The sequence below is a fragment of the Jeotgalicoccus sp. WY2 genome, from assembly GCF_018437745.1.
Lineage (GTDB): Bacteria > Bacillota > Bacilli > Staphylococcales > Salinicoccaceae > Jeotgalicoccus > Jeotgalicoccus psychrophilus.
Genome location: NZ_CP049818.1, coordinates 343578 through 365541, shown reverse-complemented (window position 1 = coordinate 365541; position 21964 = coordinate 343578). Strand labels below are relative to the sequence as shown.

Sequence of the window (21964 nt, the reverse complement as noted above, 5' to 3'; positions counted from 1 at the left end):
GGTTTTTTGGTGTTTTATCGCCTAATCTTTTCTTTGCTGTTCCAGCCAATACCTAAACAGCTGCACGATGCACCCGACGATAATCGGGCCAACGAGATATACAAAAATAGTACAGATAATACTCCACTCCTCCCGGTCAATATTTCGCCCGGGATGGATAGGCGATATACTAATTATACCAAAAATAGAACACTTGTTCGATTGTTTTTATAAAATCAAAATTAAAACCCGTATTTTTTGGCACTCTTATGCTAATATAGAACATATGTTCTATATAGGAGTGGTATTCATGTATGACTATAATCTGTGTCCGCAGTACGATATTCTGTGCATCGATTTAAAAGCTTCTTTGCCAGCGTGTCATGCAGGCTGAAGGGGCTGGATCCGAAGACAACCAAACTCGCTGTGGTAGGGGACACAAAGAGTATCGGTTCTGTTGTGCTCGCAGCGACACCTGAATTGAAGAAACTCGGCATTAAGACGGGGTCCAGATTGTTCGAGATTCCCAGCCGCAGCGATATTTACATTATCAATCCGTCCATGAAAATCTATTTGGATTACTCCATGCGTATTACGGAAATTGCACTCAAATACGTCGCACCTGAAGATTTTCATCAGTATTCCGTCGATGAGTTCTTTATGGACGTCACGCACAGCTACAAACTGTTTGCCGCTTCACCGAGAGAGCTTGCCAGGAAGATAAAGACCGAAATCTATGAAGAGACCTTAATCGAATCTGCGGTCGGTATCGGTGATAATTTGTTATTAAGTAAGGTTGCCTTGGATATTGAAGCCAAGCACATGCCAGACGGGATTACCGAATGGCGGTATAAGGATGTGGTAGAGAAAATGTGGCACATTAAGCCGCTCAGTAAATTCTGGGGCATCAATAAGAAAAGTGAAAAGAAACTGAACCAGCGGGGAATTTTTAATATTGGGGATTTGGCCAACTATCCGCACGAGTACCTGAAGCGGGATTTCGGTATTATCGGTGTCGACTGGCATCTGCACGCCAACGGCATCGATTTCAGCAAAATCAGCGAAAAGCATAAGGTCCATTCGCCGTCTATTGCAAAAAGCCAAATTCTGATGCGCGACTACAAGTTCAGCGAAACTTATGTTGTTTTGCTTGAACATGTCGATGAAGTGACACACCGTATGCGGCTCATGCACCATCTCGTACGTACCGTGCAGTTTTCCATTGGCACGAAAGACGGTCATATCTACCGCAAGCAGTTTACTATTAAAGAAGGCACCAACAGCGAAGATGTGATTATGAGAAGACTCTGGCAGGAGCTGAAGAAAATCGCAGATCCGTACGCCCTGTACCGGACGATTAGCGTGACATTGACGAACTTTATCCCGGACAGCCAGAAACAGGTCTCACTTTTTCAGGACGTCGACAAAATGCTGAAAGAAGAAGCGCTGATGAAGACCATCGATGCACTGAAAGTGAAATATGGCCAGCTGAGTGTAATGCGGGCCATCAGCTGCACCGAAGCCTCTACGCTCAAGCTCCGTGAAGGTTTAATTGCGGGACATAAAAGGTAGAATATGGATAAGGAGTGATATGATGCGGATACTGATACTTATTTTATCAATATTGAACTTAATCTACTTGATTACGGCGATTGCGGCGAATGAAGCGGGCAATATTTACCTGTCACCGTTGGGTCTGCCGTATTATATTGCCATCGGTCTCGCGATTTTAAGTGTGGTCCTCCTCTTAATCACACAAACCGGCGAAGGCAGAGCGAAAAAACTGAGTTTGTCAGCGATCCTGGTTAACGTTGCAGGGATATTTTTAGTCAGCATACTGTTTATGTAGGAATAGATGAAGCGTCCGGTGAGCAGCCGGGCGTGTTTTAGTAAGGTTAAGATATGATATTATTAAAAAGATGCTTTAGCAGCATAATTCATTACACCCATGACAATTCAAATTTAAGGAAGCGAGTGGTTATTTGTTTGATGGAAATGAGAGAATCATCTTATCAGTCATTGTTTTTGTGTACTTCATATTATTGATTTTGCTGGCTCTGTATATCAACCGAAAGACGAAAACATATGAGGATTATAATGTTGCCGGCAGAACTGTTTCATTCTTCCCTTTAATCCTGACATTCATCGGTACCGGGGTCGGGGGATCGACATTGCTCGGCTACATGGAGAATGGTTACAGCCTGGGCATGGGCCAGCAGTGGATACATATCACTATGTTTATTTGCGTCATTATTTTTGCATGTTTGTCCTCAATCGTGTCCGAAGTCTCGGAGAAACTTATAACATGGTCACGATCGGTGACTATACTGCACTGCGCTATGGTGAGAAGGCGCGTATACCGACAGTCATCAGCATACTATTTTCATATTGTGCGATGACCGGTATGCAGTTTGTCGCCATCGCGACGATATTGAACGTGACTCTCGGCTTGGATGTTACGATTGGAATTATCATCGGCTGGGTACTGCTCACGCTTAAAACTTATTTCGGCGGACTGAAGACCGTCATCTGGCAGGATACTTTCCATGGAATTATTCTTGTGCTCGGTATCGTCCTGCTGTTTGCAGCAGTATTGATGGCTGCAGGGGGCTGGGGTTCGATTGCGGACCGGGCCGCATCTGCCGGTGAAGGCGATATGCTCAGCGTGATGAATATTACACCGGGTGAGATAATGATCTATCTCCTTACGCTTGCAGTCTTCCAATTTGTCAGGCAGGATCTCTGGCAGCGGGTCTGGGCAGCCGATAGTATAAAAGTAGCAGGTAGTGGATATATCATTTCCATGGTCGTCGCGGTAACGATCGGTGCGGTTGCCGTCGCCATCGGCGTACTCAGCCGCTACGGCCTCCAGCTGGGAAATATTGATCCAGTTCTCGTCTATTACGGCGTCGTTGATGAAGTATTCCCTTTTCCGCTGGTCGTCTTTATGATTGTCGTGCTGCTCGCAGCCGTCATATCCAGTGCGGACTCGTTCCTTCTGGCAGGGTCGTCCTCGCTCGTCAATGATATCATCAGACCGAACTTTTCACACTACGGTGATAAAATGATGCTCTTATGGAGCAGGTTGTCGGTATTGATTATATCCGTCATTGCGCTTGTGCTGGCACTCACCATTCCCGGACTCGTCAATCTGATGGTGACCGGCACGGCGATGACAGTCTCAGGTTTGTTTGCACCGGTAATCTTTGGCATGTTCTGGAAAAAGGTGACGAAGGCTGCCGGTCTTGCTTCCATGTGGAGCGGACTGATTATCGCCGTCATCTGGCAGATTGCAGGACATCCTTTCGGTTTGCATCCCATCTTCATCGGGCTGCCGGTGTCTGTGATTATACTGCTTGCAGTGACATTCATCACAAATGGTAAGAAACAGTCAAAGCATAAAAATTAAATTCAATCAAAATAGCATATCATTAACTTAAGAATATTGATAGACAAAGGGTTCAGTGTTTGAGATCATCATCTCGAACACTGAACCTATTTTTAATCACCTGTGTCTGTTCCTTTCTGTGATTTTTAGACGGTTATTTACTCTCCTTACGTTTATTTCGCCAGTAACGGTAAGAAATACAAATGGCTGTGAGCGCTATCATCCAGGCTGTAACCAGCATGATGCCGTTAAAGAGAGACTGATGGGCTGCGAAGGCGCCAAGGGAGACAAGGGAAACCTGCCCCGGGATGGAAGCAATCAAGGTTGCTGAAAAAGACGTACTGGCTGATACCTAAAGCGCCTGCGCCGTAATTGACTGGCCAATAGGGCAGTCCCGGAATCAGTCGTGCTGTACACATGGCTAAGAAACCTGCATTATTCAAATATTTTTCAACCGTCGGTCCATGTCTGCCAAGGAGTTTGAATGTCAGGTCTTTACCTGTGAACCTCGCTAACCAGTAGCCAATCCAAGAACCGAGTAATATACCGGTAAAAGAAAATAAGCTGCCGGCAATGACACCGTATAGAGAACCTGCGACTAAGGCCGGAATAGTGACAGGAATCGGGGTAATAGCAATCAGGGCTGTAATGCCGATAAAAATCAGCCAGCCAGCCCAGCCGTATCCTTGAATCATCTCTTTTAAAACTGCAGGTTTTGGAATATGTACATTAAAACTTAACCATATCAATATGCCTATGAATACTACTAAAGTTAATAGAGAAATGATTGAACGGAGAGAAAAATCATCGGTATAATCTTTTTCTGAATTCATTATGTTTCCTCTTTCCTCGAATTTTTATCGGATGATATATCTCTTTACTTTAACTAAGGTCTTAAGAAAAGGGAATAGATATTTAAAAATTTTAAAACTATAGGAGGCAGCTGTTCTATGCGTATTTATACTGTCGGTCATTTTGATTATTCACTCGATAAATTTCAGGAAATGCTGCAAACAGCAGATGTGACATTCGTGATGGATGTGAGGGCATTTCCTAACAGTAAAAGCCATCCGCAATATAATCAAGAATCATTTCAGGCGTGGCTAGAAGATAATGATGTAAAATATTTTCATAATAAGCTGCTCGGCGGACGACGAAAACGGTCAGGCACTGTAGGAGAAAATTTGAATGAAGGCTGGGAAAATCAATCATTTCATAACTACGCAGACTACACGCTGACAGACGACTTCAAACAAGGCATCAAGTTGCTGATGGAAGATGCGAAAGAAAATACAGTCGCTATTTTATGTGCTGAACGTCATCCATCCAGATGCCATCGTTTAATTGTTAGTAACTGGTTAGTTGCCCACGATGTGAATGTCGGTCATATAATAGTGAATAATAAAGGTGAAATAGAAATAGTCCCGCATCAGCTGGGACAATGGGGTGCCATGCCGATCATAGAAGAGGATGGGGAGGTCGTTTATCCTAAGAAAACAACGAATAAGTAAATTTAAAAGAATTGACTATTAATATTGCAAGACCCGCCTAAGTCACAGAACGGGTCTTTATATATGGGACTCATTTGAAGAAGATATGACTAAAACCGGGGATTCGAAGCCGTTTATATCAATTGCTCACATAAATGTATATATTATAAGTAATAGACCAAACTTAATCTGGGAGAGGAAGAAGCTACTTGAAAAGAATCAGTGTGTTACTTATGATTCTGTTTGTCAGCGCCTGCGGTGATGGACAGGCTGAACAAAGTGAAGCGGACAGTCAGGAAGAAACAGCGTCAACCGAAGAACAATCCAATGATGAGTTGACGGAATTAGAAAAAGAAAATGAAGAGCTGCGGAAAGAACTGGCAGAGAAAGAAAAGAAGAAGCCGAAGAAAATACGGCTAGTGAAGCGGATAAGGCAGAAGACTCAGAAGGTGAAGCGGCATCGCAGAATGACAATAAGAAAACTGCAGCTGTTGAAGAAGAAACAGCTGAACTCGCTGTACAAGAGTTCACTATGGAAGAACAGCAGGAAATGACCCAGCACTTCTATGACTGGGCGATAGAACGCGCCGAAATTGGAAATATGGCAGTAACCAATATGTACTTCAGTCATGGAGCAGCAGGACGCGGGGATTGGTATGCTATGACGCCTGATGGTGAAGTACAAACTCAAAATCAGGATAACCCCGGCTTCGATCATTTTGATATACATGCTGTCGGCGGCGTGGCATTTTATCAGCCTGCAAGCGGTGACTTTGGAGAAGATACGGATGCACCATTCCCGGGTACAGCTGAGGGTTACTCCAGATTAGCGCTGGCGGATACAAATATCCACAAGTATATGCTGGCCGACAACGGCGTGGTTTATGAACTGATTGGTAAAAAAGAAAATATGAGTTTCTCATCAGGATTCGGAGAGTACGATGATGAAGGTACATATGGAGAATACCCGCCGGGACGTGAGTTTGAAATATCAGGAGACCAGGATGCCCAGCAAGAGTGGAAAAGAATACTGAGAATGTATCAGAGATAGTTTTTTGGAAGGGAACATTTAATATCCGCATCTTAATTGAGCGAAAATTTAGTAAATACAACATGAAAAGTATATAATATTATATATAAACAAACTAATTGGAGGCTATATCATGACATTAGACAGAGTTGCAGTAATTACAGGTTCGGCTCAAGGTTTAGGTAAAGGTATTGCAGAAAAATTAGGTGAGAACGGCTTTAAAGTTGTATTAAGTGATATTAATGAAGAAGTGCTTAATGAGACTTTAGAAGAACTTAAAGGTAAAAACTACGAAGTGACAGCAAAAGTTGCAGATGTTTCAAAACTGGACGATCACACTGCGCTGGTTAAACATGCAGTAGATACGTTTGGTAAATTAGATGTTTATATAAATAACGCTGGTGTTGAAGGCGCAGTTGAGCAGATAGAGAATATTACTGAAAAAGATATTGATTTTGTTTTAGATGTTAACGTTAAAGGTGTCCTATTTGGAATTCAGGCAGCAGCCAAGCAGCTCAAAGAGCAGGGCCACGGCGGAACGATTATCAATGCATCAAGTATTGCCGGGCATGAAGGTTTCGACTTCTTGTCAACTTACAGTGCATCTAAATTCGCAGTGCGCGGCTTAACTCAAGTTGCGTCGAAAGAATTTGCCAAAGACGATATTACCGTTAATGCATATTGTCCTGGTATTGCGGCAACAGGAATGTGGGAACGTTTAGATGAGAAGTTTATGGATGTTATTGGTACTAAGAAAGGCGAAGCATTAGAACAATACGCTTCTTCTATTTCTTTAGGACGCACCCAGGAACCAAAAGACGTGGCGAACTTAGTAGCATTCCTTGCTTCTGAAGATGCAGGATATATACTGGTCAGGCTATCTTAACTGATGGCGGTATTGTCTATAGATAATCTTCAAATTTTTAATCTGTAAAAGCGGAGCACCCCTAATCAGATATTTCTGATTAGGGGTGCTCTTTGATATTTGAGGTATAGCAATGAAAATGGTCAGGTTAACACTACTGGGGAAATGCTGAGGCGAATTGCTCAAGTTTTCATTAAACATGGTAATAATATTTTGTAATTATTATACAACTTAAACTTATATTTCTTTAAAACTCTTACATAATATTTTAATAATGTTACAATGATCTAATGTAGGATATATTTGTAAATACGATTTTTATGAAAAGATACGGGTGTAAATAATAGGAGGATAATGAAATGGCAAAAGAGTTAGATAAAGTAGACGTTGTAACGATTGGGGCCGGCTGGACAGGCGGAATTGTTGCTGCAGAAACTGCGAAAGAAGGATTAAAGGTTAAAAGTTTAGAGCGCGGGGGCTACCGTGATACGACTGACTATCAGCATATACATGATGAATTGAAATATGCTCAGCGCTATGAACTGATGCAGGATACTTCAATTGAAACTTTAACGTTTAGAAATACTAGGGATGAACAAGCACTTCCTGTTCGTCGTTTAGGTTCATTTTTACCGGGCAGCGGACGAGGCGGAGCTGGTACACATTGGAATGGACAAACTGACCGTTACATGCCATATGATTTTGAAATTAAGTCAATGACAGAAGAAAAATACGGGGAAGAAAAACTCGGAGAAAAATCTGGACTGCGTTATCGTGACTGGGGCATCACATTTGATGAACTGGAAAAATACTATGACAAGTTTGAAAAAACTGCCGGAGTCAGCGGTGAAGAAAACCCGCTTGGTGAGGAGCGCTCCAGTCCTTATCCAAACCCGCCAATGCTTAAAACTAAATCTTTAAGACTGTTTGAAAAAGCGGCGAAAGAACTGAATCTGCATCCCATTATGATGCCGTCTGCCAACATGTCACAGAGTTATGAGAACCCTGATGGCGAGGTTTTAAACCAATGTCAATACTGTGCATTCTGTGAACGTTTTGCATGTGAGTATGATGCAAAAGCAACACCTGACGTGACAGTGTTAAAAACAGCAGAAAAAACTGGAAACTATGAAATACGTTATCATTCAAACGTTACTGAAATTGTTACTGATAAAGATGATGATAAAAAAGTAACTGGTGTGAAGTTCATAGACACTATGACGCATGAAGAATTTTTCCAGCCAGCAGATGTTGTTGTACTAACAAGCTTCTTATTTAATAACTATAAGCTGCTCAGAGTTTCAGATATTGGAGAACAATATAATCCTGAAACAGAAAAAGGGACACTCGGAAGTAATTACTGTTACCAGACTGGTTTAGGTGCAACCGGTTTCTTTGATGAACAGTTTAATACATTTATGGGTGCAGGTGCACTGGGTATGATTCTGGATGATTTTAACGGCGATAACTTTGATCATGATGATCTTGATTTTATTCACGGCGGATCAATCCACTTTACTCAAACAGGTGCCCGTCCTATTTTATCGAACACAGTTCGTAAAGATACGCCTGAGTGGGGAGAAGAATTCAAAGAAGAATCAATTAAAAACTTTACAAGAACATTAGAAGTATATTCTATGGCACATACAGGACCGCATAAAGATCATTACCTGGACTTATGAAACATACAAGGATGCATTTGGAAATCCGCAGGTCATGCTCACTTACAATTGGACAGAAGAAGACAATGCAAGAAATAAATATCTGACAGGGAAATGTAAGGATATTATGGAGAAGATGGGTGCAAAACATATAGATGTATCAAATGATGATATCGGTGCATATGATATTGTGCCTTATCAATCAACAAATATTTCAGGTGGTACTCCGATGGGTACAGAACCTGAGAACAGCGTAGTTAACACTTGGCTGCAGCATTGGGATCGTGATAACTTGTTTGTTGCAGGATCCAGTACGTTTGTACACAACTCAGGAAACAACCCGACAGGAACAGTCGGCGCGATAGCGTATCGTTGTGCTGAAGGAATAATTAAATATCATAAAGATAACCAGAGATTAGAAAACTAAGACAGACACAAACACACGCAAATTTTGCGTGTGTTTTTTTATCTTTTTAAGTTAATAACTTAATTAGAAAGCAGGAAATCATCGGGTCGTCTTTTTGTAATGATTTCAAGAGTAAACTCCTCCTAAAGTAGTTTACTTTAGGAGGAGCATATTAAAGGACGATTTTTCTTCTTACTGTTCGCTGAAGAAAGTGTAGAGTGCAGAGAGCTCTTCATCTTTAATTTGATCTTCGCTGAAAGCAGGCATTGACCCTTGTCCGTTTCTTACAATTTCACTGAATTCATCCTCGCTGAGACTTAAGCCGGCAAGCGCCGGACCCATGCCGCCTGAGAAGTCTGAACCGTGACACGATGCACATGAGTCACGTGCGATGTCTGCATTAGCATCACTGCTTGAAGCGCTGCTGTTCTTCTGTTTCTGTTACAGTTTCATCCGACCCATCTTCTCCGCCGTTGCCGCAAGCGCCGAGAACGAGTACCATGGACAGGCCGCTGACCATTAGAAATTTCTTTAAACTCATTAAAAGTCCCCCTCAAATTTTTTTAATACTTACTGTATACCCAATCCATCATAAGTTTAGTAAATAATAAAAATATTTGTAATCAATTTCATAAAAAGACGCTGCCGGATTACTCTGACAGCGTCTTTTTTCGTTTATAATCTATTCAATTTCATCGTCTTTAACTCTCATCAGTCTCATACTGTTCAATGCCACTAATATCGTTGCACCCATATCCGATAATATTGCAATCCACAGTGTCAGCCACCCCGGGATAACCAGCAGCAGGGCAAGGACTTTAATCGCTATGGCGAACGTAATATTCGCTTTAATAATATTGAGTGTCTTTCTGCTCAGCTTCACAGTGAACGGCAGCTTACGCAGATCGTCTCCCATTAATGCGACATCTGCCGTTTCCAGTGCAGTGTCCGTTCCGGCACCGCCCATGGCAATCCCAACCGTTGAAGCGGCAAGAGCAGGCGCATCATTCACACCGTCACCAACCATACCCACATGTTTATACTTCTCTTTTAGTTTATTGATTACATTCAATTTATCTTCCGGCATTAATTCAGACTGTACGTCTGTAACACCAACATGCTCGGATATTGCTGCAGCCGTACTGTGATTATCACCGGTCAGCATCACAGTTTTTTCGATACCCGCTTCATGCAGCTTTTGAATCACACGTTGACTCGTTTCACGGACTTCATCCGCGACCGCAATGAGTGCGAGCACTTTATCGTTTGTACCTGCAAGCATGACAGTTTTACCCTGTTCCTGAAGCGAGGTCACTTTATTGTGAACTTCTTTTGTGAAGTCAGGCATGTTTAACTCAGTGAATAGAGCCGGACTGCCGATGTAATATGTTTCATTATTAACATCACCCTGAATGCCCCGTCCTGTAATAGAAGAGAAGTGATTGATTACTATATTGTTATAATCTGCATTCATACTGTCGGCTTTTTTGATAATTGCTGAAGCCAGCGGATGCTGCGAACGGTTTTCCAGGGCACTGATGATTGACATCAGTTCAGTTTTGTTTGTTTCGCTGTTTAAGATTTCGTAGTCCGTTAATATAGGGACACCCTTTGTCAGCGTACCAGTCTTATCAAATGCGATGGCTTTTAAGCCGCCCATCTCTTCAAGGTGAATACCGCCTTTAATTAAAACCCCGTGTTTTGCCGCATTACCGATGGCCGAAACGATCGATATCGGTGTTGAAATTACCAGGGCACATGGACAGCCGACGACCAGTACAGCCAGCCCCTGATATACCCATGTGGACCAATCTGCATTAAAGAATAACGGCGGGATAATTGCCACTAAGAGTGCAAGCACCATAATCGCCGGTGTATAGTACTTCGCGAATTTATCCACAAAGGCCTGAGCCGGTGCACGTTCTCCCTGTGCTTCTTCCACCAGATGGATGATTTTTGAAATCGTCGTGTCTTCTATGAGTTTCGTAATTTTAACTTCCAGAAACCCTTCTTCATTCAGAGTGCCTGCAAATACTTCATCGTTATTGGATTTCTCTACAGGCAGTGACTCACCGGTAATGGCTGCCTGGTTTACAGATGAGTGACCGGAAGTAATAATGCCATCCATAGCAATCTTCTGTCCGGGCTTCACCATCATAATATCATTTACTTTTATATCATCGACATGGATCAGCTGTTCATGGCCGTTTCTTTTAATGAGCGCTTCTTTCGGCACAATATCCATTAATGAGCTGATTGATTTTCTGGCACGTTCCATTGAGAATCGTTCCAGTGCTTCACTGATTGCGAATAACACAACAACAATCGCAACTTCTGCCCATTCGCCGATTAAGACACCGCCGATGACTGCGACAGTCATCAATGTTCTCATATCGAATTCCAGTTTTGTTAAATTGATTAACCCTGTTTTCAGCATATTACTGCCGCCGATCAGCATGGACGCGATAAACAACAGCGGCGTTAAAATATTATCGTTGCCGTTAACTGCCATCGATATAAAACCGAAGGCAATTAAAAGAATGGAGTAGAGGAGGGTGCTGTGTTTTTAAGGAAAGGGTCTTCCTCTTTTTTATCATCTGTCTTCTGATTTGTGACGCCGATTTTCGTTTCCGGTGTGACTTTAAGGTTTTCAAACGCACCTGCCTGCTCCAGTTCGTCTATAGTTGCTGTACCGTATACCGAAATTTTGGAAGCACCGAAGTTTACTTTAGCACCATGAACTGCGGGAAGTTTCTGGACATTTTCAAACTTTCCTGCACAGTTGGCACATGAAAAACCCTGTACACGGTAAACTGTTTTATCCGCTTCAGACATTGGCCGTCACTCTTTCCCCGGACATGAGTGCAAATGTTATCAGCTGTTTAATATTCGGATCTTTCAATGAATAGAACACCAGCTTGCCTTCTTTACGTGACGTCACGATACCTTCTTTATATAAGGTGCGCAGGTGATGGGATGTATTTGCGATTGTGATATCCAGTATCAATGCAATATCACAGACACATAGCTCATCATCCTGACAGAGAATATATGTAATCTTCGCTCTGTTCTTATCCGCAATGGCTTTCAGCATTTGCGACATACCCGCAATGTCGACTGTCTTTATATTTTCCTGAAGTCTGTCTACCTTGTCTTCGTCGTAGCAGAATACTTCACATACGTCTTTATTAGTCATGGTCCACCTCTATATTCAAGTATTTAATTGAATGTAATTATAGAGTGTTTTATCTTGTTATTCAAGTGGATACTATAATGAGTTTTAAAAAAGAGATAAGCGATGATTAACCGCTTATCTCTTTTAATTCAGTTCGTATTGTTCGCTGACGTAATCGATAATTTCCGTCAGCTGTTTGACCCGTGATGCATGGACATGTTTCGAAATCGTCGACACAGATCGTTTTGTCAGTCTTGCGATCTCCTTCTGAGTAATACCTGTTAAATAGTACTGCATGACTTCCTGTTGCAGTGGGGTCACCGTTCTGAAAATGTCAGTTGCATACATTAACGCAATTTCGATACCTTTCGGCATATCCGGGCTTGAGAAATCCTGTACTTTCGATTTTTTAATCGTTTGAAGCGATTCTCTTACTGCTTTTATGGAAGGATGGTTCCAGCGATCCGGATTGTATTCAGGGTAAGAGTCATCCACAGTATAGAAGCTGCATTTTAACGGGAAGTCCGAAGCAGGCCATAATGATTTCGCATAAAATGATAACAGAATAGTGTAATGCGGCTGTGATGATAAAATAAACAGTTCTTCGCCCATACGGTAATTCATATATAATTTGTTCTCATCTGAGTTTAAATCCCGCAGCTTACGTTCTATATGAGAGAGGTGGTTGTATATCTCCGGTGGTGCCTTCGTACTGTTTGATACATCCAAAATCAGCATAGATATTATGGCGACCAGCTCCTTTACTGTAATGAATATATTCTACAATAATTCGCCTTAAAAGGCGAATTAGATATTTAAATTCGCTTAAATAGGCGAATTTTATAGGCGTGAAAGTGGTGTGAAGATTTCTGAGAAACAACAAAAACTCATACAAATAGCGTTCCACGATAATCGCAGCTGATTTAATTTGGCTACGATTTTTATATTTTATAAACTGATTTCGAGTACGACGCCACCCCAGTGTCGTACTTTAGGAGGTCTTGGGATACGACGGTGTTTTGCCGTTGTATTTGTACGAGACTTGGAGTACTACGGGACTCTGGTGTTGTCCTTTACGGATGGCTGGAGTACGATGGGACTTTCACATAGTACTTTAAAGGCTCTTACGATACTACAGGGATCTGACGTCGTACTTTAAGAGGGTTTGGAGTACGACGCCGTTTCGCCGTTGTCCTCCAGCGCGGGCAACGCCCAATACCGCACCGAGCATCACCCCACGCCGGCGACGAGATTTTATCTTTTAAAAGAATTTAGTTTGAACTGGCGCCTTTCCGTCTATGTAATTAGATGAAACACAGGCTGAAATCTGTTACTATATTAGAGATTGAGAATTGATGAACGGGAGTGCCATTATGCAATTTACAGAGTTAACATTGGAAGAATTCAATGACTACACAGGAAAACATTTCAGTCATTTTACCCAGACAGAACAAAATTACAAATTAAAAACAGACAGCGGCATTGAGACTTATTTAGTAGGTGTAAAAGACGGCGACGCGGTTAAGGCTGCTTGCCTAGTTACATTGACGCCTGTCATGAAAGTATTTAAATACGCATATACGAATAGAGGGCCGGTGCTTGACTACAGCGACGAAACGGTTTTTACTACATTTTTTGACGGCTTGACGAAGTTCTTAAAACCGAAGAAAGTCATGTACCTGCGCGCGGACCCGTATGAAGTGATTAATAAGCGCAATCACGAGGGCGAAGTTATTAAGAGTATGGAAAATGATTATATCTTTGATAACTTTAAAGCCCTTGGTTACGATCATGATGGATTTAAAAACGGCTTTGACCCGATTGTCCAGGTTCGATGGCATTCAGTGCTGGATCTTGCAGGGAAAGATAAGAAGACGGCATTCGATGAAATGGATACGCTCCGTAAGCGTAATATTAAGAAGGCGGAGAAACACGGTCTGCATATTAAGTATCTTGATATCGATAATATCGAAATCTTCCGTAAGTTTATGAAAGATACGTCAGAGATGAAGTCTTTCTACGATAGAGATGACAGTTTCTATATTGATAGAAAACGCTACTTCAAAGATCAGGTTATGATTCCGATGGTATACGTGGACTTAGAAGATTATAACGAGTCTATTGCACAGGATAAGGCGAAGATGGAAAAGAGTATCGAAAAAGCGGAACGTGCTTTAGAGCGTGATCCGGATAACGAGAAGAACCAGAATAAAATTAAGAACCTGAGCGAGCAGCTTGAGAACATCGATGCGAAGCTGACTGAAGGTAAAGCGCTGCTGGAGACACACGGCAAGGAACTGCCGCTGTCGAGTGCGTACTTTATAGTGACACCGCATGAAGTGACTTACCTGTCCGGCGGGACAGATAACGACTTCCGTCATTTTGCAGGGAGCTACTTAATTCAGTGGACAATGATTCAGTATGCATTGGAACAAGGCATAGACCAGTACAACTTCTACGGTATCAGCGGAGACTTTACTGAAAACGCTGAGGACTACGGTGTAATTCAGTTTAAGAAAGGGTTCAATGCTGTAGTGAACGAATATATCGGGGACTTTATCAAACCGGTGAACGGTCCGGCATATAAGATTTATAACGGACTGAATAAGCTGCGTAATAAATAAGAGAGAGTGAATCGCATGAAGTTTTTAGAATTAACTGATGAAGAATATGCGGCATTTATAGAAGAAGGCCATGAGGCGGCTTTCTTCCAGATGCTTGAAATAAAACCAACCGTGAGATGAATGGCGAAACGGTTAAACTGCTCGGTGCTAAAGATGATGCGGATAAAGTTGTGGCAGCATGTCTGTTTACACTGCAGCCGACAGTGATGGGCAAATATTTCTATTACTCGAACAGAGGCCCGGTACTCGATTATCATAATTTAGAGCTGGTACGTTTCTATTTTGAAGGCTTAACGGAATACCTTAAGAAATAACTGTTCATACGTTAAAGTCGATCCGAACTGGATTTACAAGAAGTATGATAAGGATGTTCGAGAAGGGAGAATACCCGGCGCAGGATGCCTTAATCAAGCTGATGGAGTCGCTTGGCTACGGTCATGAAGGATTTACACGCGGTTATTCTAAAACATCCCAGGCACGCTGGATGAGTGTTTTGGATATGACGCCGTTTGACAATGAACAGCAGCTGGTTAAGTCATTCGACTCACAGCGTAAGCGCATATGAAGAAAGTACAGAAATACGGCGTGGAGTTTAGATTTTTAGAAGTCGATGAAATCGATAAGTTCGTGAAGCTGTATGCCGATACGTCAGAACGCCAGGGCTTCTTTACACATCCGGATCCTAAGGGATATTTCTCGAACTTTAAAAAAGCATACGGCGATAAGGTGCTCATTCCTTATGCTTATATCGAACTCGATAAGTATGTGGCGAATCTGACTAAGGAATTAGAAGATGTTACAAAACGCTTAGAGACAATGCAGGCCAAAGAGAATAAGAATGAGAAAACATTAAACAAGATAAAAGAAATGGAAAAACAAGTGAGTAATCTTACCGGCGATCTAGATGAAGCCAAAGTCATCCACGAGAAGGAAGGCAATGTGCTGGATCTTGCTGCCGGTATTTACTTCGAAACGCCGTATGAGCTTGTGTATAACTCAGGGGCAAGTACATCTGAGTATCCGCAGTTCGTTGGACCGTATAAAATGCATTTAGAGATGATGAAGTATTGCATTGACAATAACATTTCACGCTACAACTTCTACGGCGTAAGCGGAGATTTCTCTGAGGACGGGGAACTACGGTGTTTATCGATTTAAACGCGGATTCAATGCAGAGATTGAAGAACTCGTCGGGGACTTTGTTAAAGTGATTGCGCCAATGCAGCACAATGTCTATAAAGTAAAAGCGAAACTTGGACTGAATAAGTAAAGCATAGAAAGGTTTGATCCAGCGATGGAAGTAAAACCAATAACAGAAGAAGCATTTAGATTATTTGTACAGACCTATGACGGGCATATGCACTATTTTCATGATGAGCTGTTCTACGATTACATTTTCCGTGTGAATGAAACGCATCTGCTCGGGTTATACGATGGTGAAGATTTGGCTGGAGTGTCACTCTTAAGTGCGACGTCAGTACTGAAGAAGTTCAGACTGTTTACGTCTCATACGGGACCGCTGATTAATGACTTTACTAATGAGCGTTTGAAGTTCTTCTTAGAAGCCATTGATGCGTATGTCAAGAAGAACGGTGCACTGCAGATGATTCATTCGCCGTATACTGTGTATCAGATGCGAGATCATGATGGGAATGTGTGTGAGTCGGATGAGCGTAATAACCAGGACATCGTTTCTATATATGAGAATCTAGGTTATAACCATCACGGCTTTACGACAGAACTGATCACTGAAGAGCTGTTACGCTATCAGGCAGTAATCGATGTCGATAAACCGCTCGATGAGATATTAAAGCAGATGGATACGACGACTCGTTATAATACACGTCAGACAGAAACAATGCCGCTTGAATTGAAGCTGCTCGGTGAAGACGAGTATGATAAGTTTATCGATATATTAAAGAGACAGAAGAACGCATTGGCTTTGACCCGGTACCGGCGGAGAAAATTAAAAATCTGCTGAATACGCTGAAGGACCGCATGTTTTTAGTGCTGACGCATGTGAATGTGGACAAGTATCTGGATCAGCTTCATGAAGAACGTGAAGCGGAACTCGCTAATATTGCAGAGATTGAAGAGAAAAACTGCGAACGGCACAGCGACGAAACGAGAGAAGAAACGTGTAAACGAACATAAAGAACAGCTTCTGAGTAAAGATAAGCGCATTCAGAAGATGGAAGAATTCAAAGCCGAATTCGGGACGGAGCTCGATCTGTCAGCAGGTATGTACTATTATAATAACCATGAAATGGTATACTTGTTTAGCGGAAGCTACCCGGAACTGTCGTTCTTTAAAGGCACGAACTTTGCGACCTGGGAAATGATTAAGAAGGCGCAGGAATTAGGTGTGAAGCGGTTTAACTTCTTCGGTCTGACAGGCGACTTTACTGAACAGGCGCAGGACTACGGCGTTTACCGCTTTAAACGCGGTTTTACACCATATATCGAAGAACTGCCGGGCACGTTTGACAAAGTATTCAACAAACCGGTCTATACGATCGCGAAAAAAACTTGGGAAGATATAGATATATATAGGAGCGGCCTGCAGGATATCTTGCAGGCCGTTTTTTTATATTGATTTGATGATGCTCAGTCACTGTGGAAACTACAATGACTGGATAGATGGTTATCCCGTCACTGTGAAAATGACGATGACGGGGTAGAGGAGGATAAGGTTCATCCGTCACTGTGGAAATTACAATGACTGGATAGATGGCTTATCCCGTCATTGTGGAAATGACGATGACGAGATAGAAGGTTAATCCGTCATTGTGGAAATGACGATGACGAGGTAGAAGGCTAATCCCGTCACTGTGAAAACGACGATGACGAGATACAAGGTTAATCCCGTCACTGTGGAAATGACGATGACGAGGTAGAAGGCTAATCCCGTCACTGTGAAAACGACAATGACGAGATACAAGGTTAATCCCGTCACTGTGGAAATTACAATGACGAGATACAAGGTTAATCCCGTCACTGTGAAAATGACGATGACGGGGCAGAAGGCTTATCCCGCCCTGTGAATGTCACAATGACCCGAAAAATGGTTTGCCGGCTACTTGTGGAAACGACAATGACCCGAGGGCGGCGTTCCGGGTCATTGTGCTATTTATTGTTAAAGAAAATCCATATGATAACTTTTAAATATAAAGAAAGGAACTTAATTTGGTATATAATTAATTGATCGAATTTTCAAACTTATTACGTTCTTTATTTTAATCTGAAATTGATGAATTAGAAGTAATCATTGTATGAATAGGGTGATCTAAAATGGGCTCATTCGGAAACGAAATGAAGAATGTTGATGAGATTTTAGATAAATTAACAGAAATTGATTTGATGTGTGAACAGAATAAAATATATGCAGAAATTTGATTTTAGGTGGAGCAGGACTGTTATTAATTATGGAGATGCAGGGAGATTCTTTTAGATCAACAAGAGATGATATAAATTTGATTTCTTCCACGAACGAGAAAGGATTCCGTGAAGTATTAAAGAGATTTGAGGTCGATATACTGGATGGTATAATTGAAGTTCCGCCCAGAGGATTTTGAAGATGAAGAAAAATACAAGATTACAAATACTGGCTTTAAAAATCTGGAAGTATTTGTTCTAAAATTGAATTATTATCTTGTACCAAAATATTTTCAGTTAGAGAAAAAGACCTGCAAGATTTAAGAGATACGAATCTTTTAATGTATTGTAATAAAAAAGAACTGCTGGAAATGGTTGATGAGTATAAAGATTTTATATGAATATAGATAATCCAGATTTAAATTATCATCAGCTGTTAGTATTTAAGAGATAAGGGTATATAATAGAATAAATAGAAAGGATGGTGTTTGCATGGTGACAGTTCAACAATTGAAGAATGAACTTACTAAAGATCTCGAGCTATTTAGAAATGATGGAACTGAATATCGTCAAGAAACTGCAGAGTTATCACTTAAAGTACTCGGAAATGTGCATACACTTACACCATTCATGGATAGGGCGAGAACATTTAAAGTTGTTTCAAATGAATTAAAAGAAGCAGATACAGAAAGAAAAAAGATGTGGCTAAGATGTTAAATGTTACTTACGTGCAAATGAATACGCGCCAAAACTATTCATCTGATTTTAAACGGAATTAACTCAAAGAAAAAGACAACGTGGGAAAAACTTTAGAATTAACTAAATAAATTTAAAATGACCTGGGTGCACATCAAAGCTCTCAGGTCATTTATTTTTTACCTTAAAGAAAATCCACGAAAATTCCTTCAGGGACTTCGATTTCACTGTCTAAACAGGTGATTGTACCGTCTTCATTGATATTGAAGAGGACCACGTTGTGCGATTTCTCATGAGCGCAGACGAGATACTGTCCATCTGGCGTAATATTGAAATCACGGGGCCAGTTGCCGTTTGACGATTCAATCTGCAGTCGATTAAGTGACTTGCCGTTGTCTTTAATTTCAAATACCGCAATACTGTTGTGTCCGCGGTTCGAGGCGTAAATATATTTGCCGTTCGGGTGCTTGCGGATTGCTGCTGCCTGAGAATGCTCAGTGAAATCTTCCGGCAGTAGGGAGTATGTTGCAATCGGGCTGAAGGCACCGTCATTATACTCTGCAGCAATTACTTCGTTTGATAACTCCGTTAGAATATACGCGTAATCGCCAGCATCGCTGAATACCAAGTGGCGCGGGCCGCTGCCGGGCGCGACTTTGGACTCTGCCACGACGACGAGACGTTCTTCTTCTATTGAAAACGTCACAATCTTATCTGCACCTAAATCTACGGCTGCAAAATATTTGCCGTCCGGCGTTTCCGTAAAAAAATGCGAGTGCGCGTGGTCCTGGCGTTCATGCGGGCCATTGCCTTCTACTTGAAAAACATCGAGCCGTTCCACAACAATGCCGCGCTCGTCCATTTTATATAAACGGACCTTGCCTGAATCGTACACAGCATCAAGCATATACTTGCCGTCAGACGACGGCGTTAAGTAACAGCCGTTTTCGCTTTCAGGCAGACATTCTTCAATGAGTTGCAGCTCTCCATTTTCAATTTCAAATGTTGCTATGCCGGCTGTATTGCCATCCTGTTTCAGAGAGTACAGTTTATCGTTTGTATATTTAAATATAAGGGACCCGGAACTTCTTCAATTAAGTCGCCGCCATTAATCTTCAGCTTCGAATCTAAAGTAAACGGTAAATGCCCTTACTTTTGTCCTGCGTATACGTGCCTATATCCAATTTAATCTCCTCCTGGTTTTTAAGTATACCCTGAATATGAAATTTAAAAGGGTATAATGAACTGATAAAAGAAGGAGGCGCGCATGTGGAAAATAGTGCGGATAACGATAGATATTGCAGAATTTCAGAAAAATCCTGAGAATGTTTTTAAAACAGCTGAAAAAGAGCAAAGTGTTGGCGACATCGATGGCGATACAGTTGCGGGTGTTCTGATGAGTAAAGCGCAGTATGAATTTGCGCGGGATGAAATCGAGTCGCTGTATGATGTTATCGATGAACTGACGGTAATGAGAATTAGCCCAACTCGGATGAGAAGACATTTTCGTTGACGAGCAGTATGAAAAGATAAAAGAATTGCAGCTGGAAGAGGACTGGGAGTAAATATATTGTTTAATGAAATGATCAGTTAAAGTGCTTTAGATGAAAAAAAACTAACCCCCAATCTACCTCTATAGATTGGGGGTTCTGTTTAACAATTGGATTCAGATTCGACCTTTTTCCGGCCTTTACTGATTGTCCAAATAGACAAGCATAACAGCAGAGCCATACTTAAAACAGTCCAGTTTATTTCTCCATTTTTAAGAAGATGTATGTATAAGTACGATTTAGGGTGTAAAAGAATCGAATCCCCGTCATTAAAGTTTTCGCAGCAGCTAATTAATTGTATATGGTTTTTATGTTTAATACCTTATCGTGATCGAATTGATACGTGATATTGTCGATAAGCATACGTGATATGTCGTTGATTTGTTGATTCGTAAATCCTTCGTTGTTTTCTAATAGGCGGGCAACTTCGTCAGACTGGAATCGTTCTTTCACTTGTGTTGCTTTCACATCGTCAATAATTGTTGTCTCTTTTTCAAGGTGATGGATTTCGTGTTGGGCATTCTTTAAATATTGTGATTAGTGACGGTCAAACATAAATCTTTCACCTTTGAATTGTAATTAATAGGTACAGTACACATTACTAATAGAGTCGAACAATAACGGCTTAAATCGAAAGAGGAATTCATAGGGGGAATTAAGATGACGATAGAACATTAATATTAATAGAGTTAAACGAACAGGAAACATATTATTTCATTAGTTCAATTAATTAGTTATTTCACCGTTTAATATTAGAGTTATTATTGATAAAGTTAAGAAGGTACTAATAAGAACAATTTTCAATTAGGGGGATTATTTATCAAAACACCAACGAAAATCATATCAATTTTTTTATCTCTAATCGCAGTCGGTCTGATTACGTTCATAACGATTTCATTAATCGATAAGAATAATAAGGACGATGAAGCGAAAGCGGAAAGTAAGCCGAAATTATCCGCACCGAATGACCCTACGAAAACAACTAAAGGCATGAATCCGAACCGTGAAACAGCACTTAGCTTCGAAGACAATCTCGAACAACCTTCGCAAGAAGTTGCCGAAAAGGTTTCTGATATGATTCACCGAATGACGCATGAAAAAGTACGTGCGGAATCTAAGTGGGGTCATTTGAAAATTTCCGAAGAAAGAATTAACGAAGTGATTTCATTGTTAGAACGCTATGACGTGGATAATCGAACATTCTTGCACGAAGAAATGCTTGACTGGAAAGACGGTGATTTTTCAAATTCGATTAAAATTCATAACATACTAACACAGCCGAGCGACGAAAGGTATGTGAGACCTGGAAAAGCGTACGGACTTCTATCAATACAAGAACAAAAAGAATTTAAGGAACGCTATGAAGAAAACGAAGACGTGCCGCAAGAAGAATACGAAGGATATTTACGAATGCAAGAAACAATCAAGCAATATAGCAATCCATGACAGGCGACCGGGTGTCCTGATGAGTAAAGCGCAGTACGAATTCGCGCGGGATGAGATCGAATCGCTATATGACGTTATCGATGCCTTGACTGTGAACGATGAACTGGCCAACTCGGATGAGAAGACATTTTCCGTTGATGATGCAGCGTATGAAAAGATAAAAGAATTGCAGCTTGAAGAGGACTGGGAGTAAATATATTGGTTAATGAAATGATCAGTTAAAGTGCTTTGCATGAAAACAGCTAACCCCCAATCGATAGCAGTAGATTGGGGGTTCTG

21 protein-coding genes and 6 pseudogenes are annotated in these 21964 nt (G+C 41.3%); 18 read left to right on the top strand and 9 right to left on the bottom strand.

Annotation, left to right across the window (positions count from 1 at the left end; all coding sequences use genetic code 11):
* Positions 1–21 precede the first annotated feature (21 nt).
* Positions 22–108 carry a type I toxin-antitoxin system Fst family toxin gene (locus tag G4D76_RS02105; protein ID WP_371814643.1) on the bottom strand — a complete coding sequence of 29 codons (87 nt, stop codon included), beginning with the start codon at positions 106–108 and terminating at the stop codon, positions 22–24.
* A gap of 181 nt (positions 109–289) precedes the next feature.
* On the opposite strand from G4D76_RS02105, the pseudogene G4D76_RS02100 reads away from it, so the two are divergent.
* From G4D76_RS02100 to G4D76_RS02090, 3 genes and pseudogenes are all read left to right on the top strand, one after another.
* Positions 290–1551: pseudogene (locus G4D76_RS02100) on the top strand (Y-family DNA polymerase).
* Between the two features lie 19 nt (positions 1552–1570).
* The gene (locus G4D76_RS02095) at positions 1571–1828 is read left to right on the top strand and encodes a hypothetical protein (RefSeq protein WP_213810401.1); all 258 of its coding nucleotides are present in this window, start codon (positions 1571–1573) and stop codon (positions 1826–1828) included.
* A 456-nt stretch (positions 1829–2284) separates the two neighbouring features.
* Entirely contained in the window at positions 2285–3388 is a 1104-nt protein-coding gene (locus G4D76_RS02090) for a sodium:solute symporter family protein (RefSeq protein ID WP_250130111.1), read from the top strand.
* A gap of 227 nt (positions 3389–3615) precedes the next feature.
* On the opposite strand, the gene G4D76_RS02085 is transcribed toward G4D76_RS02090, so the two are convergent.
* Positions 3616–4200 (bottom strand): TVP38/TMEM64 family protein, encoded by a 585-nt coding sequence (locus tag G4D76_RS02085; protein WP_250130110.1) that lies wholly within the window; start codon positions 4198–4200, stop codon positions 3616–3618.
* Positions 4201–4317: 117 nt separating this feature from the next.
* On the opposite strand from G4D76_RS02085, the gene G4D76_RS02080 reads away from it, so the two are divergent.
* The 5 genes and pseudogenes from G4D76_RS02080 to G4D76_RS02060 all read left to right on the top strand — a co-directional run bounded on the left by G4D76_RS02080 (position 4318) and on the right by G4D76_RS02060 (position 8840).
* Positions 4318–4878: a DUF488 domain-containing protein gene (locus tag G4D76_RS02080; RefSeq protein WP_213810400.1), complete on the top strand. Its 561-nt coding sequence runs from the start codon at positions 4318–4320 to the stop codon at positions 4876–4878.
* Between the two features lie 188 nt (positions 4879–5066).
* The gene (locus G4D76_RS02075; protein WP_213810399.1) at positions 5067–5411 is read left to right on the top strand and encodes a hypothetical protein; all 345 of its coding nucleotides are present in this window, start codon (positions 5067–5069) and stop codon (positions 5409–5411) included.
* Positions 5390–5908, top strand: a complete 519-nt coding sequence (locus G4D76_RS02070) for a hypothetical protein (protein ID WP_213810398.1) — start codon at positions 5390–5392, stop codon at positions 5906–5908. The genes G4D76_RS02075 and G4D76_RS02070 overlap by 22 nt, the downstream gene beginning before the upstream one ends.
* Before the next feature lie 112 nt (positions 5909–6020).
* A pseudogene (locus G4D76_RS02065) lies at positions 6021–6799 on the top strand (acetoin reductase).
* 312 nt (positions 6800–7111) lie between these two features.
* Positions 7112–8840, top strand: a pseudogene (locus G4D76_RS02060) (GMC family oxidoreductase).
* A 171-nt stretch (positions 8841–9011) separates the two neighbouring features.
* On the opposite strand, the gene G4D76_RS02055 reads toward G4D76_RS02060, so the two are convergent.
* The 5 genes and pseudogenes from G4D76_RS02055 to G4D76_RS02040 all read right to left on the bottom strand — a co-directional run bounded on the left by G4D76_RS02055 (position 9012) and on the right by G4D76_RS02040 (position 12732).
* Positions 9012–9161: a c-type cytochrome gene (locus G4D76_RS02055; RefSeq protein WP_250130109.1), complete on the bottom strand. Its 150-nt coding sequence runs from the start codon at positions 9159–9161 to the stop codon at positions 9012–9014.
* A gap of 64 nt (positions 9162–9225) precedes the next feature.
* Positions 9226–9360 carry a hypothetical protein gene (locus G4D76_RS15745; protein ID WP_256440521.1) on the bottom strand — a complete coding sequence of 45 codons (135 nt, stop codon included), beginning with the start codon at positions 9358–9360 and terminating at the stop codon, positions 9226–9228.
* A gap of 141 nt (positions 9361–9501) precedes the next feature.
* Positions 9502–11654: pseudogene (locus G4D76_RS02050) on the bottom strand (heavy metal translocating P-type ATPase).
* Positions 11647–12015, bottom strand: a complete 369-nt coding sequence (locus G4D76_RS02045; protein WP_213810397.1) for an ArsR/SmtB family transcription factor — start codon at positions 12013–12015, stop codon at positions 11647–11649. Before G4D76_RS02045 ends, G4D76_RS02050 begins: the two are co-directional and overlap by 8 nt.
* 123 nt (positions 12016–12138) lie before the next feature.
* On the bottom strand, positions 12139–12732 hold the full coding sequence (locus tag G4D76_RS02040) for a helix-turn-helix transcriptional regulator (RefSeq protein WP_213810396.1): 594 nt from the start codon (positions 12730–12732) through the stop codon (positions 12139–12141).
* Positions 12733–13367: 635 nt separating this feature from the next.
* On the opposite strand from G4D76_RS02040, the gene G4D76_RS02035 reads away from it, so the two are divergent.
* The 7 genes and pseudogenes from G4D76_RS02035 (at position 13368) to G4D76_RS02020 (ending at position 18710) form a co-directional block, all read left to right on the top strand.
* Positions 13368–14618: an aminoacyltransferase gene (locus G4D76_RS02035; RefSeq protein WP_213810395.1), complete on the top strand. Its 1251-nt coding sequence runs from the start codon at positions 13368–13370 to the stop codon at positions 14616–14618.
* Positions 14619–14734: 116 nt separating this feature from the next.
* Positions 14735–14932, top strand: a complete 198-nt coding sequence (locus tag G4D76_RS16520; RefSeq protein WP_371814539.1) for a peptidoglycan bridge formation glycyltransferase FemA/FemB family protein — start codon at positions 14735–14737, stop codon at positions 14930–14932.
* 44 nt (positions 14933–14976) lie between these two features.
* A pseudogene (locus G4D76_RS16515) lies at positions 14977–15776 on the top strand (peptidoglycan bridge formation glycyltransferase FemA/FemB family protein).
* A complete protein-coding gene (locus G4D76_RS16510) occupies positions 15736–15888 on the top strand; it encodes a peptidoglycan bridge formation glycyltransferase FemA/FemB family protein (RefSeq protein WP_371814642.1) in 153 nt (50 codons plus the stop codon). Before G4D76_RS16515 ends, G4D76_RS16510 begins: the two are co-directional and overlap by 41 nt.
* 24 nt (positions 15889–15912) lie before the next feature.
* Positions 15913–16772, top strand: a pseudogene (locus G4D76_RS14265) (peptidoglycan bridge formation glycyltransferase FemA/FemB family protein).
* Positions 16708–17214 (top strand): peptidoglycan bridge formation glycyltransferase FemA/FemB family protein, encoded by a 507-nt coding sequence (locus tag G4D76_RS14255; protein ID WP_250130107.1) that lies wholly within the window; start codon positions 16708–16710, stop codon positions 17212–17214. The pseudogene G4D76_RS14265 and the gene G4D76_RS14255 overlap by 65 nt, the downstream one beginning before the upstream one ends.
* 1271 nt (positions 17215–18485) lie before the next feature.
* Positions 18486–18710: a hypothetical protein gene (locus G4D76_RS02020; RefSeq protein ID WP_213810394.1), complete on the top strand. Its 225-nt coding sequence runs from the start codon at positions 18486–18488 to the stop codon at positions 18708–18710.
* A gap of 163 nt (positions 18711–18873) precedes the next feature.
* On the opposite strand, the gene G4D76_RS02015 is transcribed toward G4D76_RS02020, so the two are convergent.
* Positions 18874–19701: a lactonase family protein gene (locus tag G4D76_RS02015; protein WP_250130273.1), complete on the bottom strand. Its 828-nt coding sequence runs from the start codon at positions 19699–19701 to the stop codon at positions 18874–18876.
* A gap of 255 nt (positions 19702–19956) precedes the next feature.
* On the opposite strand from G4D76_RS02015, the gene G4D76_RS02010 reads away from it, so the two are divergent.
* Positions 19957–20202, top strand: coding sequence for a hypothetical protein (locus tag G4D76_RS02010; RefSeq protein ID WP_213810393.1), 246 nt, complete (start codon positions 19957–19959; stop codon positions 20200–20202).
* Between the two features lie 837 nt (positions 20203–21039).
* Here G4D76_RS02010 and G4D76_RS02005 read toward each other — a convergent pair.
* The gene (locus tag G4D76_RS02005; RefSeq protein ID WP_213810392.1) at positions 21040–21231 is read right to left on the bottom strand and encodes a hypothetical protein; all 192 of its coding nucleotides are present in this window, start codon (positions 21229–21231) and stop codon (positions 21040–21042) included.
* Here G4D76_RS02005 and G4D76_RS02000 point away from each other — a divergent pair.
* Positions 21230–21685: a DUF6241 domain-containing protein gene (locus G4D76_RS02000; protein ID WP_213810391.1), complete on the top strand. Its 456-nt coding sequence runs from the start codon at positions 21230–21232 to the stop codon at positions 21683–21685. The two genes, G4D76_RS02005 and G4D76_RS02000, sit on opposite strands and share 2 nt — an antisense overlap.
* 19 nt (positions 21686–21704) lie before the next feature.
* Entirely contained in the window at positions 21705–21878 is a 174-nt protein-coding gene (locus G4D76_RS01995; RefSeq protein ID WP_213810390.1) for a hypothetical protein, read from the top strand.
* Positions 21879–21964: the final 86 nt, after the last annotated feature.

What these genes read in the sequence shown, in the direction of transcription:
- G4D76_RS02045 (WP_213810397.1), bottom strand. Translation starts at nt 12,015, where the DNA reads ATGACTAATAAAGACGTATGTGAAGTATTCTGCTACGACGAAGACAAG.
- G4D76_RS16520 (WP_371814539.1), top strand. Translation starts at nt 14,735, where the DNA reads ATGAATGGCGAAACGGTTAAACTGCTCGGTGCTAAAGATGATGCGGAT.
- G4D76_RS02040 (WP_213810396.1), bottom strand. Translation starts at nt 12,732, where the DNA reads ATGCTGATTTTGGATGTATCAAACAGTACGAAGGCACCACCGGAGATA.
- G4D76_RS02055 (WP_250130109.1), bottom strand. Translation starts at nt 9,161, where the DNA reads ATGGGTCCGGCGCTTGCCGGCTTAAGTCTCAGCGAGGATGAATTCAGT.
- G4D76_RS02090 (WP_250130111.1), top strand. Translation starts at nt 2,285, where the DNA reads ATGGTCACGATCGGTGACTATACTGCACTGCGCTATGGTGAGAAGGCG.
- G4D76_RS02085 (WP_250130110.1), bottom strand. Translation starts at nt 4,200, where the DNA reads ATGAATTCAGAAAAAGATTATACCGATGATTTTTCTCTCCGTTCAATC.
- G4D76_RS02000 (WP_213810391.1), top strand. Translation starts at nt 21,230, where the DNA reads ATGAATCCGAACCGTGAAACAGCACTTAGCTTCGAAGACAATCTCGAA.
- G4D76_RS02020 (WP_213810394.1), top strand. Translation starts at nt 18,486, where the DNA reads ATGGTGACAGTTCAACAATTGAAGAATGAACTTACTAAAGATCTCGAG.
- G4D76_RS01995 (WP_213810390.1), top strand. Translation starts at nt 21,705, where the DNA reads ATGAGTAAAGCGCAGTACGAATTCGCGCGGGATGAGATCGAATCGCTA.
- G4D76_RS02035 (WP_213810395.1), top strand. Translation starts at nt 13,368, where the DNA reads ATGCAATTTACAGAGTTAACATTGGAAGAATTCAATGACTACACAGGA.
- G4D76_RS02080 (WP_213810400.1), top strand. Translation starts at nt 4,318, where the DNA reads ATGCGTATTTATACTGTCGGTCATTTTGATTATTCACTCGATAAATTT.
- G4D76_RS02005 (WP_213810392.1), bottom strand. Translation starts at nt 21,231, where the DNA reads ATGCCTTTAGTTGTTTTCGTAGGGTCATTCGGTGCGGATAATTTCGGC.
- G4D76_RS02010 (WP_213810393.1), top strand. Translation starts at nt 19,957, where the DNA reads ATGTGGAAAATAGTGCGGATAACGATAGATATTGCAGAATTTCAGAAA.
- G4D76_RS02095 (WP_213810401.1), top strand. Translation starts at nt 1,571, where the DNA reads ATGATGCGGATACTGATACTTATTTTATCAATATTGAACTTAATCTAC.
- G4D76_RS02070 (WP_213810398.1), top strand. Translation starts at nt 5,390, where the DNA reads ATGGAAGAACAGCAGGAAATGACCCAGCACTTCTATGACTGGGCGATA.
- G4D76_RS15745 (WP_256440521.1), bottom strand. Translation starts at nt 9,360, where the DNA reads ATGAGTTTAAAGAAATTTCTAATGGTCAGCGGCCTGTCCATGGTACTC.